At 36.3% G+C, this 14,880-nt stretch carries 13 protein-coding genes and 1 pseudogene; all 14 read right to left on the bottom strand.

Annotated elements, in window-relative coordinates; genetic code table 11:
* Window positions 1-83: 83 nt before the first annotated feature.
* Entirely contained in the window at window positions 84-1,550 is a 1,467-nt protein-coding gene (locus K1I67_RS07745; RefSeq protein ID WP_000985639.1) for an RNA-binding domain-containing protein, read from the bottom strand.
* Between the two features lie 84 nt (window positions 1,551-1,634).
* A complete protein-coding gene (locus tag K1I67_RS07740; protein WP_223339494.1) occupies window positions 1,635-3,341 on the bottom strand; it encodes a DNA topoisomerase 3 in 1,707 nt (568 codons plus the stop codon).
* Window positions 3,342-3,437: 96 nt separating this feature from the next.
* Window positions 3,438-4,922, bottom strand: coding sequence for a CD1107 family mobile element protein (locus tag K1I67_RS07735; protein WP_223339493.1), 1,485 nt, complete (start codon window positions 4,920-4,922; stop codon window positions 3,438-3,440).
* Entirely contained in the window at window positions 4,897-5,136 is a 240-nt protein-coding gene (locus tag K1I67_RS07730) for a hypothetical protein (RefSeq protein ID WP_000711884.1), read from the bottom strand. Before K1I67_RS07730 ends, K1I67_RS07735 begins: the two co-directional genes overlap by 26 nt.
* A gap of 11 nt (window positions 5,137-5,147) precedes the next feature.
* Window positions 5,148-7,154 (bottom strand): CD1108 family mobile element protein, encoded by a 2,007-nt coding sequence (locus K1I67_RS07725; RefSeq protein WP_000516782.1) that lies wholly within the window; start codon window positions 7,152-7,154, stop codon window positions 5,148-5,150.
* A gap of 3 nt (window positions 7,155-7,157) precedes the next feature.
* Window positions 7,158-9,587 carry a VirB4-like conjugal transfer ATPase, CD1110 family gene (locus tag K1I67_RS07720; RefSeq protein ID WP_001820659.1) on the bottom strand — a complete coding sequence of 810 codons (2,430 nt, stop codon included), beginning with the start codon at window positions 9,585-9,587 and terminating at the stop codon, window positions 7,158-7,160.
* Window positions 9,499-9,888 (bottom strand): PrgI family protein, encoded by a 390-nt coding sequence (locus K1I67_RS07715; RefSeq protein ID WP_000332206.1) that lies wholly within the window; start codon window positions 9,886-9,888, stop codon window positions 9,499-9,501. Before K1I67_RS07715 ends, K1I67_RS07720 begins: the two co-directional genes overlap by 89 nt.
* 3 nt (window positions 9,889-9,891) lie before the next feature.
* Window positions 9,892-10,155 carry a hypothetical protein gene (locus K1I67_RS07710; RefSeq protein ID WP_000361332.1) on the bottom strand — a complete coding sequence of 88 codons (264 nt, stop codon included), beginning with the start codon at window positions 10,153-10,155 and terminating at the stop codon, window positions 9,892-9,894.
* Window positions 10,156-10,172: 17 nt separating this feature from the next.
* Window positions 10,173-11,036, bottom strand: coding sequence for a VirB6/TrbL-like conjugal transfer protein, CD1112 family (locus K1I67_RS07705; RefSeq protein ID WP_223339492.1), 864 nt, complete (start codon window positions 11,034-11,036; stop codon window positions 10,173-10,175).
* 19 nt (window positions 11,037-11,055) lie between these two features.
* Window positions 11,056-11,271 carry a Maff2 family mobile element protein gene (locus tag K1I67_RS07700; RefSeq protein ID WP_000863833.1) on the bottom strand — a complete coding sequence of 72 codons (216 nt, stop codon included), beginning with the start codon at window positions 11,269-11,271 and terminating at the stop codon, window positions 11,056-11,058.
* A 3-nt stretch (window positions 11,272-11,274) separates the two neighbouring features.
* Window positions 11,275-11,586 (bottom strand): hypothetical protein, encoded by a 312-nt coding sequence (locus K1I67_RS07695; protein WP_000807044.1) that lies wholly within the window; start codon window positions 11,584-11,586, stop codon window positions 11,275-11,277.
* Window positions 11,587-12,058: 472 nt separating this feature from the next.
* On the bottom strand, window positions 12,059-13,843 hold the full coding sequence (locus K1I67_RS07690) for a VirD4-like conjugal transfer protein, CD1115 family (protein WP_223339491.1): 1,785 nt from the start codon (window positions 13,841-13,843) through the stop codon (window positions 12,059-12,061).
* Entirely contained in the window at window positions 13,840-14,325 is a 486-nt protein-coding gene (locus tag K1I67_RS07685; protein WP_000606565.1) for a PcfB family protein, read from the bottom strand. The genes K1I67_RS07690 and K1I67_RS07685 overlap by 4 nt, the downstream gene beginning before the upstream one ends.
* Window positions 14,322-14,816: pseudogene (locus K1I67_RS07680) on the bottom strand (ATP-binding protein); the annotation flags it as partial. The gene K1I67_RS07685 and the pseudogene K1I67_RS07680, both read right to left, overlap by 4 nt.
* Between the last annotated feature and the right edge of the window lie 64 nt (window positions 14,817-14,880).

Here is a 14,880-nt window from a genome sequence, read left to right as displayed (position 1 = left end):
TTACTAAAAATCCTTATTTTACTAGGTTTTATCTCCCATTCATACTGCATAAATCACGATTTTGCAACTTACTGCAACTTAAATCAAGCCCAAAAAGGAATATACTTCATATATCTCGGAGCTGTATTTTCATCAACTGGCTTAATAAGTTTGGCTTCTAATGTATCTTTAATTATCCTCGATGCTTTATATTTATCTTTATCACTTATATCAAATAATTCTCTGAGCGAATTATTCGTTATACTCTCTCCATTGACATAGACAAAGCAAGCCTGCATATAACAAGTTCTTATTCTATCTTCTTTACTAATCAAGTCAAAAGGAGCTTTCAAATAGAGAGTTACTTTTGTGAATTTATCACTTTGATTTTCGATTTTAGGAGCAAGCATAGAATTCTTACTTGTCGCATATACTATCTTATCAAAACCACTTCCTCTTTCTTCACAAATCCCACATTTGTGCATAAATCCTGCAAGATTTTCATTTCTTGAAATCGGAACTGTATCAACAATGCGGTCTATCGAAACCAATGGCGAACCTGCATTTGAAAATTCTATCCTATCTTTGAATAACTCAACCATAGGACTTGTCCCTTTTTGTTCAATAGCTTGATGAATCATGATATTGGCAATTAACTCACGAATGGCTATCTCCGGATAACCCAACTTGGTTTTTCTTATAGAGTCTTCAATTATCTCTTCCTGTGGAATGACAGTCAAAACATAATCTACAATTTTCTCATATGAAATAGCATAACCTTCACTGAATACTTTTTCCCGTATCGTGTCAAGTCTATTGTTCTCTTTATACCAAATTACTCTTATAGATTTATGAGCTAAACCCTCAAAATTCTTTAAATCTTTTGAAATAAGTAATGCTCCTAAATTAGTAATATCATAGCTTCCGGAATCATTTCTTTTTATAAACTTTTCATTAGTAAAATCATCCAATATTTTATTGTTATTTTGTGGTAATGCAAACCCCATCTTTTCATAATATCCCGCTACATTCAGTACATCTAACACCTCATGAAACGAAATATTATCTTTTGCATTTCTTAATTCAAACGGAGTTGTATCAAAAGCTGCCCATAGAGATCTCTCTTTATCAGGATATTCTTTCAACTTCTTCTTATTTGTTCCAATTCTAATATACTCTTCACCTGAAAACTTAATTGGCTGCTTTTCTGCACATGGAATTTCGAGTAATACTACATTTTTATCCTCAATTTCTGTTTTATAAAATCTGAAGTCTATTCTTGGATTTGTCATTCGAGATAACCATGCTTCAAGTTCTTCCGAACCTTTTTTACTCTCCCTATAATCAAATGTAGTTCCTACAATTTTATGTGTATTATCATCAATACCCCAGAGTAAATATGCTTTAGGTCTTCCCCATAAAGTTGCAGAATTACCCAAAGCAGAAATATACTCACCTATCATCTGAGGTTCATCGTTATTATGCTTAAATTCAACCCATTCTGTTTCACTTGGCAAAGAAATCAACTCTCTGATTAAATTTTTTATATAATCTTGATTTTTTATTGCCATCTTAATTCTCCTAACAATTACAAATAAATTGCTTATATTATAGCATTTTTAGAGGATTTTTTCCACTCTGAAATTAGTTACCTCTTACTTTGCGTATGTCAGAACAGCCTCTTTTAGCTCATTTTCAATCGCTTTTAAAAATTCTTCCTTTGAAGATTTTCCCTGAGCAATATCCGATAATTCCATTTCCCATTTTGCGGTTGTTTCTGCTGATTTAAAGGTATCGGATACTATTGTTACAAGGCTAATCCCTTTATGCGTGGCTACAAGATTTTTCTTATCCCTTTCTACAAAGCCCTTAAAGATTAGATTTTCAATAATTCCTGCCCTTGTTGCAGGTGTGCCAAGACCTTTTCTTTCCACTTCTACACCTTTTTCAAGTGCGTCATTTCCCGCAATCTCCATAGACTTTAGAAGCGTATCTTCTGTAAAGTGCTTGGGAGGTTGGGTAAATTTTTCTTTAATCTCTTTATTTTCAATGTTTAAAGCATCATCAACATTTACATTAGGAAGTTCTACATCCTCATTCTTCTTGGACTTATACTCTTTAAGATATTTTGTAAACCCCTCGTCTTTAATTACCTTTCCTGAACTTGTAAATTCAAAGCCGTCAAATTCAGCTACTATCTTCGTTATATTTTCAATGAGTGGATAGCCTACACTTGCGTGAAATTTATCGGATATAAGGAAATAAACTTTTGCTTCGCTTGGAGGAAGCTCCGAAACATCTTCCTTTAATGAACTGATTGTCGGAATAATCGCATGATAATCCGTAACCTTTTTAGAGTTAAATACCGTCTTAATACGCCCTGTGTCAAAGTCATTCTTACCCAAGATGTTATTGACCGTACTTACAATCATATCTTCCGTTAAACATCTGCTGTCTGTTCTTGGATAGGTGATGAGCTTTTTCTCATAAAGGCTTTGGGCATAATCAAGTGTCTGTTTAGCACTATATCCGAAATACTTATTGCACTCTCTTTGAAGTGTTGTAAGATCAAAGGGTAAATCAGGTTTAGTAATCTTTTCTTTCTGAATGACATCGGTTATTTCAATCTTATCGCCTACTAAACTTATAAGCTGTTCAGCAGCAACTTCATCATCAATTCTGTCTGTGGAGAGTGTAAATCCATTCATAGAAAGCTCTACTGTGTAATATTTTTCTTTCTGATAATTTGCTATCTCATCATCTCTTTTTACAATCATGGCAAGGGTAGGTGTCTGCACTCTGCCAACACTGTAATTCTGCTGATACAGACAAGAGTAGAGCCTACTAATATTCATTCCGACTAACCAATCCGCAATAGCTCTTGCCTGTGCTGATTCAAAGAGATTATCATAGTCTTTTCCGTCTGTTAGGTTATCAAAACCCTCTTTAATGGCACTATCTTCCATTGAAGAAATCCAAAGGCGTTTCATCTTCTTTTTACAATTCACTTGATTATATACAAGTCTAAAAATACTTTCTCCCTCACGACCTGCATCGCACGCATTGATAACCGTATCAACCTCCTTATCATTCATCAGCTTTTTAAGGATGTTAAACTGCTTCTTGGTTGCCTTTGCTACTTCATACTTGTAGTCGCTCGGAATAATCGGTAAATCAGCCATATTCCACTTGGCGTACTTTTCATCATAAGCATCCGGATTTGCCATTTGAATTAGGTGTCCAACGCACCAGCTCACCCTATATCCGTTTCCTTCATAATATCCGTCTTTCTTTTTATTTGCTCCAATGACCTTTGCAATGGAGATTGCAACACTCGGCTTTTCTGCAATAACTAACTTCATCTGTGTTTTCCTCCTGTTATAAATCAAAATAGGGCGAAAGATGTTACTCTCCCGCCCTGCATTTGCACCAAATACTGTATTGTTTTTGATGCAGCATTACTGCTCATCTTCTGCTTCATCTGCATCATTTGTTTCTTCTTCACTTTCAGATTCAGAAAAGAAATCATCATCTTCCTCCTCTAAGGCTTCAAGTTCTTTATCTTCTTTCTTTTTCAAAACCTTAAAATAGTAGCCTGCTCCTAATGCACCACCTACTACAAGAAGCAAAATAATATAGGTTCCTAAATTACTCTTTTCGTCCTTCTTCTCAGGCTTTACTTCTTCCTTAACAGGTTCTTCTTTTACTACTTCCTGCTTTGGTGCTTCTTTTTTCTCTACCATGTTTAAGAGATCATCTTCAGATACTTCCGTAAGAAGCATTACATTCTCACTATCTTCATCATGATTGATGATTAAATGAAAGGTCTTACCGTTTTTAGTTTGAAAGGTAATAAACTGCCTTGCATCAGCGGAATATTGATCCGTTTCTTTGTTATCGCTGCTATCCCCATGATGAATCGGGTAATCTTTATTCGCATTATCCTTATTTTCCGTAACGGAAGCTCTTGCCTTTGACGGTGCAGAAGCTACTCCCTTATTGGTATTTACACTCTTACTTGTGCCATCCATAGCTGAATCTTGGCTGTTATTGTTAGCAGGCGTTTTAGCTGTCAGCTTATTAGGATAACGAATTTCCTTTTCTTTCTCCTTTACTTCCGTTTTGCCTTTACCGGTATCCTTTGTAGTATTACCTGAGCTTATCGAATCCGATGAGCCTTTACCGGTACTACTTACAGAAGTCTGTGGTGTTTGAGGAGAAATACCTGAACTTGTCTTAATTCCGGAAATAGGACTAATCGGTGTAACTGATTGTGATGTTACAGGAGCTTTATTTGTTTCAGTTGCCTTTTTCTCAAGCTCTTTCACCTTTTCCGTCAGCTTATCTATTTCCTTTTTCATATCTTCTGATAAGTCCTTATTTCCCTTATCTTTCTTCATTTTTTCTTTCAGGCTATCAATTTCATCTTCAAGGTCTTTAATTTTATTCTTTTGCTTATCACTTAATTTGTCTTTGTCCTTAAGTTCGCAATTTAACTTATCAAGTTTATCCTGAAGCTCTTTTGCCTCTTTTTCTATTTTTGAAATATCGTCTTTAGAAAGCTCTGTCTGCGTTTCCTTATCCTTAACCTCCATCTTTGCTACCTTACGGATAATCTCATCTTTTCCATCTCCCTTTACCTCATAAAACAGAAATTCATCAATGAATTTCATATCATCTGGGAGCATTGGAAGATCTCCGCTATCAATAAGTTGTCCTTTCTCAGCCTTTATCTTTTCTTCCTTAAAGACCTTTTCATCTTCAAAGATATACCTTACATTTACTTCAACTTCCGTTTGAACAGCTTCGTTTTTTGTTGGAGCTTCAGATTTTTGCTCCTGTGCATAAACAACCGTCCAAAGACCTAAAATACAACTAATACTTACAATTACCGCAAGTGCTACCGTCCAAAACTTATTATTCTTTTTCAAACTGGTTTTCATTTGTTTTCTCCTTTTTCATTTCTGCTTTTTGTCGGTTTACCTTTGCCATCAAATCGCTGATTGTGATGTTATTCTTTCTGCAAATGGCAATGATTTCTTCATTTTCAAGCTCTTCTTCACGAATGAATAAAGGCTCCAATTCTTCATCAATCAGAGCCTTTTTATCATTTAACTTCTTTATTCTGTTTTTTACAGCTATCAGTTCCTTTTTCAAATTCTTACCTCCTATTTCTTTACGTTTGGCGGAAAACCAAATCCTACGGGATGGTGCTTACAAAATGTTGCTATCCAATCATCTAAGGTAGTTACTCTTACTCGACCGATGTTATCAATCACTTTTCCATCTCCAATGTAAATACCTACATGACCATAGGTAAGCCCTGCACTGCTTCCGCTACTGCTGCTTTCGACTGCCACAAGCATTCCGACCTTGAGCTTTGACCTGTCTGATGTAAAGGTATAGTTTCGGTACATATCACAGGCATTCCCGCCTATATATCCAAGTCCTGCATTTTGATATACCTGTGATACCCACATGGCACACCAGCCTGCACCCGGAGATGGCGTAATGTATGCAGCATTAATAATCTTCTTTTGTACTTCCGTAGATGCCTCATACTCTTTTCCACCGCCGATACCTCCATTTGCACTGATAAGGTCAGAATTACCAAAGGCTTCTCCCATATTGCCTTGTGCAAGGAACAAGGCTTCATAGTGCTTTAGATTATCGGGATAGTTTGCAAAGACCTTTCGGATAATGCTGTCCATCTCTTTTTTATGAAGCGTTACGATGAGTTTTTTATACTCATAAGGTTCTTCGTGGCTTTCGGTATATTCATTGCCATCTTCATCGGTATAGGTTTCCGTAACCGTCCTGTATCTGATTTCAATTTCTTCCCTATACTCAAGGTCATACATGGACTCAAATAATTCTTTTAATATGGATTCTACTTCCGATACACTCTTTACCTCTCCGCACCTTGATGTAATGTAGGATAAAAGCTCATGGACATTATGACCGATGTATTCTGTATTATTTAAGATATATTCATCATATCCGGGATAATTTTCTTTCACATGGTCAACTTCACTTTGAAGCTCACCCTCCATATCTGAAAATTTCTGATTGATTTCACTTAGGACATTTGGCTTTGATAAATAGCTTGTTGTAAGCACAGAGCTTGTAGAGTTCATAAAGCCTGTCATTCCCGTTCCTGCAAAGTTAATCACAAAAGTCCCTAAGATAATGATACCTATGAAAATAAGCATTAGTCCTTTTGCTTTTCGGATAATCATATCCTTTGAGCTTTTCAGTGTTCCGATAAGTCCCTCTTTAATTCGATCTCTAAGCCTTGACTTATTCTCACGAGAAATTGCTGCCTTTACCTGATTTTTCTTTTGAAATCTTTTATATGCACTTGCTCTTTTATACTCATCCGTCTTTTTCAGTTCCTTTTTGGCATCACGAAATTCCAACTTTGACTTACGCTTTCTGATTTTATAGTCCTTATTTGTAAGGTCATAGCCCCTTTTAGCTCTTTTCCTATCAGAATATTTCTTTATGCCATGAATGAGGTTTGAGCTTGTATCTGCTGTCTTTTCTCCTGCCTCTACGCCTTGATTTTCATCACTTCCATGAGATAAGTAATCTCTTACGGTTTCACTTCCTTTAGCAAGTCCTGAAAGGGTAGATACCTTTACCATGTCTTTTTTTAGCTTTTTCTTCTGCTCTTTATAAATACTGCTATGAACTTTTTTGCTTGCAGTATCTTTTCCAGTCTTTTTATCTTCAGGCTTATTCTCCTTTAACACATCATCCTTTTTCCTTGTATAAAGACTATCGGTGTAGATTTTCCTCTTATACCTGCTCTTTTGAGCCTTATAATTTTTAGAGGAACTTCCAATAAACTCATCTTTTTTATGGAGATTATCATCTACATCATAGGTCGATTCAAAGTAGTCGCTGTCCCTAAAGTCATTGTCGTATCTGTCTATAATCCCATCATTATCAAGGTCTTTTCCTAAAGGATCATCATCGTCATTTATCTTACTTGTCTTTTTATGAACTTTATCCTGAAACCGTTCTTTCTCATGAACGATTTTACCTCTGTAATCATCGTTATGTTTTAGCCTACTTTCTTCAGGTATAGTATCTGTTTTACTATGAAATATCTCTCTTTCAAGGCTTGCCTTATGCCTTTCCTTAAAATCCTTTTTCAGCTTCTTTCCCATAGGCTACCTCACTTCTTCCGGCTTGGTAGTCATCTTCTGATATAAAATTGTATCTTTCGGAAACTTATCAAGGAAAGGCACAATAGTATTTCCAAAGAATAAGAGTCCCTCACCCTCATTAGAGTTAGTAACATATCTGAGCTGTGGAAGTGAGATTTTAAGTTTCCTTGCTAAGATTTCTCTATCTCCCGAAGCCTGATTTAGCATTAAGACAAAGTCCGTATTATCAAAGATATTTTCTATCTCCTTACTCATAAGTAGGTCTTTGACATTTTGCGTGATACCTGTCGGGATACCTCCCCATTTACGAAATCTTTTCCAAATCTCTACAGAATAGGATGCTGTCTGCTCATCTTTTAAAAGTAAATGAAACTCGTCGATATAGTACCTTGTAGACTTGTTTCCTCTGTTTTGTGACACCTTATTCCACACCTGATCCTGAATGACAAGCATTCCTATTTTCTTTAGCTGACTTCCAAGCTCCTTAATATCAAAACAAAGCAGCTTCTTATTCAAATCCACATTTGACCTGTGATTAAAGACATTAAGAGAACCTGATACATAGATTTCCATCTCTGTTGCCAGCTTCTTACCAACCTTTTCCTCCTGTCCTTTTAACATATCGTATAGGTCTTGCAGTATTGGCATATTACAAGGCTCTGGGTTTTCAAAATACTTTTCATAGATTTTAGGAAGGCACCTATCTATAACGGACTTTTCTTCTGCTGTAAGACCACTACCGCCTACTACAAGCTCAAGCATACTCATAATAAAGTTTGCCTTGTCTTTCAGCGGTGCATCTCCATCACCGTAGTTCATGTTTATATCAAGGGGATTCAGGTAATCCTTTGACTTACTGCTGACCTTAATGACTTCTCCCTTAAACTGCCTTACGAGGTTTCCATACTCTCCTTCCGGATCGCAGATAATCACATCATCATCTGTTACTAAAATCGCATTTGCCATTTCTCTTTTGGCACTAAAGGATTTACCGCTGCCCGGAGTTCCGAGGATTAGACCGTTTGGGTTCTTTAATTTCTTTCTATCTGCCATAATCAGGTTATGGCTTAGGGCATTTAGTCCGTAGTAAAGACTATTACTTGAATTGATAAAAAGCTCCTCTGTGGTAAATGGCATAAATACTGCCGTTGATGAGCTTGTCAATCCTCTATCTATTTCAATCTTATTCACCCCAAGAGGCAGCACGCTGATAAGTCCCTGTTCCTGCGTATGGTCAAGTCTTTTCAGCTTACAGTTATGCTTATTTGCAATGGAGCTTATTTGAGCAATTGTGTTATCGAGCTTTTGCACTGTCCTTGCAAAATTCATAAAGACGATACTTACTACAAACATTCGCTCATCTCTTGTCTGCAAGTCTTTTAAGAGGCTCTTTACATCCTCACCATAGGTAATTAAGTCCGATGGAAGAATGTCCATATCATAACCGCTTCTTACCGCCTTCTTATTTTCCTCAATTCGCATCTTATCAATATCGGTGTTTTTTCTTTTTACCATCTTAATGGCTTCTGACTGATCAATTGCCTTAATATGAAAAGAGATATTGATGTTATCATCAATATCCAAAAACTCAGATAGCATACGGTCAGATAGCTCACTTGCAAGGATTTGAAAGTGGCTGACTGCACCGATAAATTTTCCAAACTTAAAATATCTGCTTGGCATAAAGTTAAATTCATCAGGAGCAATATATGTCTTAGTGCTTTCTCTTTTCTTTAAGTCCTTATAGGAAAACTCAAAGGTCTTATTCGGATTTAATATATCGTGAAGTATCTTTAGCCTTTCTTCTCCTGTAAGACTTTCAGCACGAACCCCCATACTTTTGAGATTAGACAATATATCTATCTCCAGTCTTTCAAGTTTTGATGTAGCCTGCTCTAAATTGTCTGCTTCTACTGTAAAGGTTATATATTTTGATTTTTTAAGTCCGTTATTTCCCTTTACAATCTGGCTTTTAAGCATCTCTCTAAATTCAAAGCGTATATCGTCGAAACCGTCCTTTTTATCCGGTATCTGAATTGCCGACTTCATTTCTTCATTTCGTCCGAGCTGATTGATATATGAAAACTCAATGCTGATACTTGGATCAAAAGAATTTAGAAAGTTTGCAAACTGATTAAAAATCAAGTCCCTATCTTCATCTAAGGCAAGCTGATAGTTAATGTCCTGAAAGGCTATACTTTTACTGAAGTGCCTTTCATCAAGCTGGCATATTCCGCTTTTTAAAAGCCTTAGATAGGGAATGGTATCTTCTACCGTATATCTTTTCGGTTCTTTCTTAAAGATAAGGTCAAGGATTCCTCCCTTATCTTTTTTTGACTTGCAATTACTTTTCTTTAAGTCCCGCTTTTGACTTCTCAATGCCTTTTCGTTTTGCATGAGTTTTATTTGCTGAATTTTTCTTTTCTTGTTCAAGGTAAACCTCCTTTCTCACTCTCTTTTGCGGTTGATAAAACTTATGAAGATAAATGTTCTTAAAGTATTTCTCAAATGTCAGTCCATCCTTTTCAAATAGTGTGATGAAAAAGATAGGAAGCGTGGATACGATAAGGAATATGACAGCTATGTCATTTAGCACAAACTTCCTCATAAATAAATAGACTGGTATTCCAACCAGTCCTGCAAGTGTGAAGCCTATGAGCTGCCTTTTCGTTAGGTTAAAAGCAACCTTTGTCTTTACCTTATTTAAGTCTTTAGGGATTGGTACATATGCCATATCTTACCTCCCATCTTCTTTACCCTTTGACAGCTCCTCAAAGTGTTCATATACAAAGCCGATTTCTTCCTGAATAGTCGCAAGCTGTTCGTCTGTGTTCTTGTTATATCTTTGCTGCATTAGGTAAAAATCGTTATGGCAGCGACCAATGTCCTCTGTTTTTTCTTCCAATTCTTCCACCTTATTATGAAGCCTGATCCTATCAATTATCGCCATAATACCTGCTCCAATTACTACTGCTATCAATAATGTTTTTCTTTTATCCATACTATCTTTCCTTTCTTTTAGTGTGCATTTAATACACTTTTGGCCAGTGTTCCGCTCTTTAGCATCATTAACCCCAGCAAAACCGCATAGCCAAGTATCGTCATGGTACTTGTGTGTATATCTGTTATCATAATCATCTTAACTAAAACTGCGTAAATTCCAAGACAAACCATTAAAAAGAGTCCTTGTAGTCCAAGTGCAAATAGTCCTTTGATGTAGTTTGTTCCAATCTGTCCCCACTCCTTGTTTCCCATTGTGGCAAATGGAATAGCTGAAACCGATGAGTAAACATAAATCTCAAACATTCTTCCGTAAACTACAAGCATAATCACAACGGATATTACCTGTATAGCAACCTTGATGAGTGAGGTTTCAAAGAGAATCATGACAAGCTCTCCAAGCCCCTTTTCTTTTAGGGTATCCATCATTGCCACTATCTGATCTCCGGAAACGGTGGCAGAGGTATTTATCACCCCTGCCGCCTTATTTACCATGTGCTGTGCCACATCAAAAACTGCCATTGAAAACTCAAAGGCATGGGATACTAACCATACAGCAATCCACATCTTGATGATGTACTTGAAAAATTCAAAGGTATCTGTATCGTGCATATTGTTCTTTTGCATTACCATATTGATAAGCTCGATACAAAGAACTGCTGTGATGATTAGTCCCGCTATTGGAATGATAACGGAATCGTTAATGCTTTTTATAAAGGCAAATACATCTCCGTTCCACCCCATAGGCGTTTTACCTACATCTGTTGCAACTGCACCAACTTTATCGTTGATGTCAAGAAACATGGACTCTAAGTTTGCTTGAATACCGCCCAGTAGAAGTTCCTTAAAGAATTCTTCTATCTTGTCGAATATTCCAAACATCTAAGCTCTCCTTTTCTTCTTAATTGAGTACATTGGCAAGTAGTGGAATGAGCTTAAGTCCAATAAGAACGATCCCTCCTCCAGCCATAAGCTGCTTAATACCTTGGCTCTTAGCACCGGGATTGTCATTACCATATCCTTCCATCAAGTTGATAACGCCCCATGCTCCAAGTCCTGCACCTACTGCCATAACCAAAATCTTTAATACATTAACTGCCTGTGTAAAAAATGCCATAAGTTATTCCTCCTCATTTTCTTCTTTCTTTTCAATCTTGTTGTAGGACTTCACTACAAAGTTTTTGTAAGTCTTTCCCTCTTTTTCACGCTTCTTAAAGTAACCAAAGATATGAATTAAATCGCCTTTTTCAAACTCCTTTGCTTTCTCAGCTTTTTCTCCATAGGCTGCACAGTTAATATACTCCTTGCCTTTACCGTACTTTTTTACAAGCGTGAAGTTTGCAACTTCTACCGTTTCTCCGTCTTTTTCAAGGTTTGAGAAAGTAGGTTCCGCCACTAAGTTGGCGTTGATGTTAATCATTTCTTGTTTCATCTTTTTAAATTTCTCCTTTTCATTTCAATAAAAAAAGCGACCAGAAGTATTACTTTTCCAATCGCTGATACTATTACTATTTAATTTTCCTTTAAGTGGGACTTCTGATCCTTAGCATCTTACCTCCTGATTTTAAGGTAATAAAAAACAGCAAATCTTTTTTAGACTTGCTGTCACTAAAACTATATAATTGGCGGGATGCGGGGGATTTGAACCCCCAGCACAAATCTATGTTAAATGTAATTCAACCTATGTTTCTTTTTTCATATGGAGCCATCCCGAAATGTGCCGCATCCACCCATATTTCTTATCATTTCCATAATAAGTCCCCCCTTCAATGTGATTTTAAAATCAACAGTTTCAGTAAGTTTCTTTGTTAGGCTGACAGAAACACATGATAACAAGATTGAAATTACAGGTAACAATACAAAATAATTTATGATATTTTTATTATACCATATTTTGTAATCTATTACACTATCTTCGTAATAACGGTTTCTCTATTCATCTTTGCTTTACCTTTTCGCTTCATATAGCTTTCTATGTCAAACACATTCTTCTTGTCATAATCCTCAAGCAGTTTATAGTTCTTATGCTTTGTAATATCATACTTATCCGAAAGAAAAGGTCTGACGCCTCTAAGCTGAAAGATACATTTGCTTCCGTCCATGACAGTTATTTCATCTTGGCTCATCAGTTCCTTACCTGTCTTTTGATAGTTAAGTCCAAACGACTTTTGATTACTTCTTGTTTCTGATGTGTTATACAGGTCGATAGTTTCTTTTCCAAGTGTTTCAGAAAGTTCTTTAAGTGTTGTCTTTTCCTTTCCACCAAGAAACAGGGTACTGTCACAGTTACCTACGATTGTATCGGCGTTGTCTTTATAGATTGCCTTTAACTGAGATTGTGCTTGTAAAATAATACTCGCTGAAATCTCTCTTGATCTTATTGTCGCTATGAGCTTTTCAAACTTTGGAATTAAGCCGATGTTTGCAAATTCATCAAGTAAGCACCTCACATGAACAGGTAATCTTCCGCCATATACATCATCGGCTTTATCACATAAGAGATTAAATAACTGTGAATACATAATAGACACCACAAAGTTAAAGGTATCATCGGTATCAGAGATAATAACAAATAGTGCTGTTTTTCTATCTCCCAGTGTATCAAGCTCAAGTTCATCTTCTTTCATCAAGTCCCTAAGTTCATGAATATCAAAAGGAGCAAGCCTTGCACCACAAGAGATAAGAATAGATTTGGCAGTTTTTCCCGCAGCCAATTTGTACTTTTTATATTGCTTCACTGCAAAGTGTGTAGGTTCTTTCTTCTCCAGTGCTTCAAAGAGTCTGTCTATCGGATTCATATAGGTTTCATCATCTTCTCTAACTTCTGAAGCGTCTATCATATCGAGAAGTGTTGCAAAGTTCTTTTCTTCTCTTGGAGCTTCATAGAAGATGTATCCTATAAGTGCAGTGTAATAGAGCTTCTCAGCTTTCACCCAAAAATCTTCTCCTGCTTTTTCTCCTTCTCCCTTGGTGTTTGCGATGATTGTCTGTACTAATTTGAGTATATCTTTTTCACTTCTGAGATAAGCGAATGGATTGTACTTCATGCTCTTTTTGAAGTTAATTGTATTTAAGATTTTTATCTCATATCCGTTATCTTCAAGCATCTTACCGCACTCAAGGACTATCGTTCCTTTCGGATCAGTTACACAATAGCTGCTGTGCATCTGCATTAAGTTAGGTTTGACATAAAATCGGGTTTTTCCACTTCCTGATCCACCGATGACAAGAACATTCTTATTTCTCGCATACTTTGGATTAGATGGTCTACCATTCATTGTTAATCGCTCAGTTTGAGTAAGCAAAATATTATTTTGAAACTTTTCATCCATATATGGCTCTATATCTTTTTTCGTTCCCCATCTTGCCGAACCATACTCTTTTCCCTGCCTAAACTTTTTAGCGTTTTTTCCTTTTGTATAGACAACGAATTTGATTAAAGCAGCCATTCCTATACCTATTAAAATATTCGCCGGATGAATACTCGGAAGAAAGCTCATTGTGTTAAGCTCCAATATCCCCTGAAATATTTTATCTATCACATCTCCTCCAACATAGCTTCTTACATGATGGGAAAAGATGTTTCCTAAATAGAAAAATGCAAGATAGGGAATGTTCTGCTTTAGAAACTTTACCTTATCTTGCACCTTAAATAAGCCTTTGATGTCCTTTAATATCTTATCTATCATAGGCTCTGCTCCTTTTGTTTATTCTTGATTCTATCTTTGGAAACAGAGTTTTTAGCCATCTCCTTGAACTTCTCAATATTCTTATGGATAGATTCTTTTCTTTCCGTTTTCTTTTCTGATTCGGAAAGAGCGTGCTTAAATGCTTTGTCCATTACTTTCATATCTTTGGCTTGGAAAAATACTGAGAATTTACCTGTTTCCTTATCTTTCATCACCGAAAACTTAACACCGTATCTATTTAGCTCTTTTTTCAGTTCTTTCAGCTCTGCTTCTTCAACCGGAATTTCTTCAAGCTGTCCCTTTTTAACCATATCTTTTAGCTTTACTTCATTTCCGTTAGCATTAACCAGCTTTTCAAGTCCTCCAAGTTTTTCTGCTTCTTTCATCAATTTCTTTAACAAGTTCAGAATTAGCTTTCCTGTTACTTTAGCAGCTCTAACTTCCATATTCAGTGTTTTTCTTGCTATTTCTTCATTGATCAACTTCTCTCACCTCCATTCAGCAGTCTGTCCTTATTCCGATTCAGTTTGTCCTTTTGAATAACCTTTCTAAAATCTTCTCCTACAACCATAACAGGAATACACATCTCTATGATTCTTGAGTAGATTCTTTGATACTCTACGCTATCCTTACAATTTTGGATTGTGTCGTAGGAAAGGTTAGTAGTGAAGATAGTCGGTTTCTGTTTTAAGTACCTGTTATTCACGATGTTATATACTTGCTCTTTGGCATAGCTTGTATCTCTTTCTATTCCTAAGTCATCCAAGATAAGAACGGAAGTATTCACAAGGGATTCAATATATGCGTTCTTGTCAAAATCAAATCCTCCCTTTTGCAGTTCATTGATAATCTGTGCAAAATTTCTTATTTTAACGCCTATTTGATACTGTTCAATAAGGCTATTTGCAATGGAGCAGGCAAGATAGGTCTTTCCGCTACCTACTGAGCCATAAAAAAGAAGTCCCCAATTGTCAAGTCAAGTGCAACAAAGTTGTTCCTCTGATTAAGCGAGTATCTTTCAAGCTGTTTGAGCTGAC

It is taken from the genome of Streptococcus infantis (assembly GCF_019929575.1).
GTDB classification, from domain to species: Bacteria; Bacillota; Bacilli; order Lactobacillales; family Streptococcaceae; genus Streptococcus; species Streptococcus infantis_L.
This window is presented reverse-complemented; position numbering and strand designations above follow the sequence as displayed.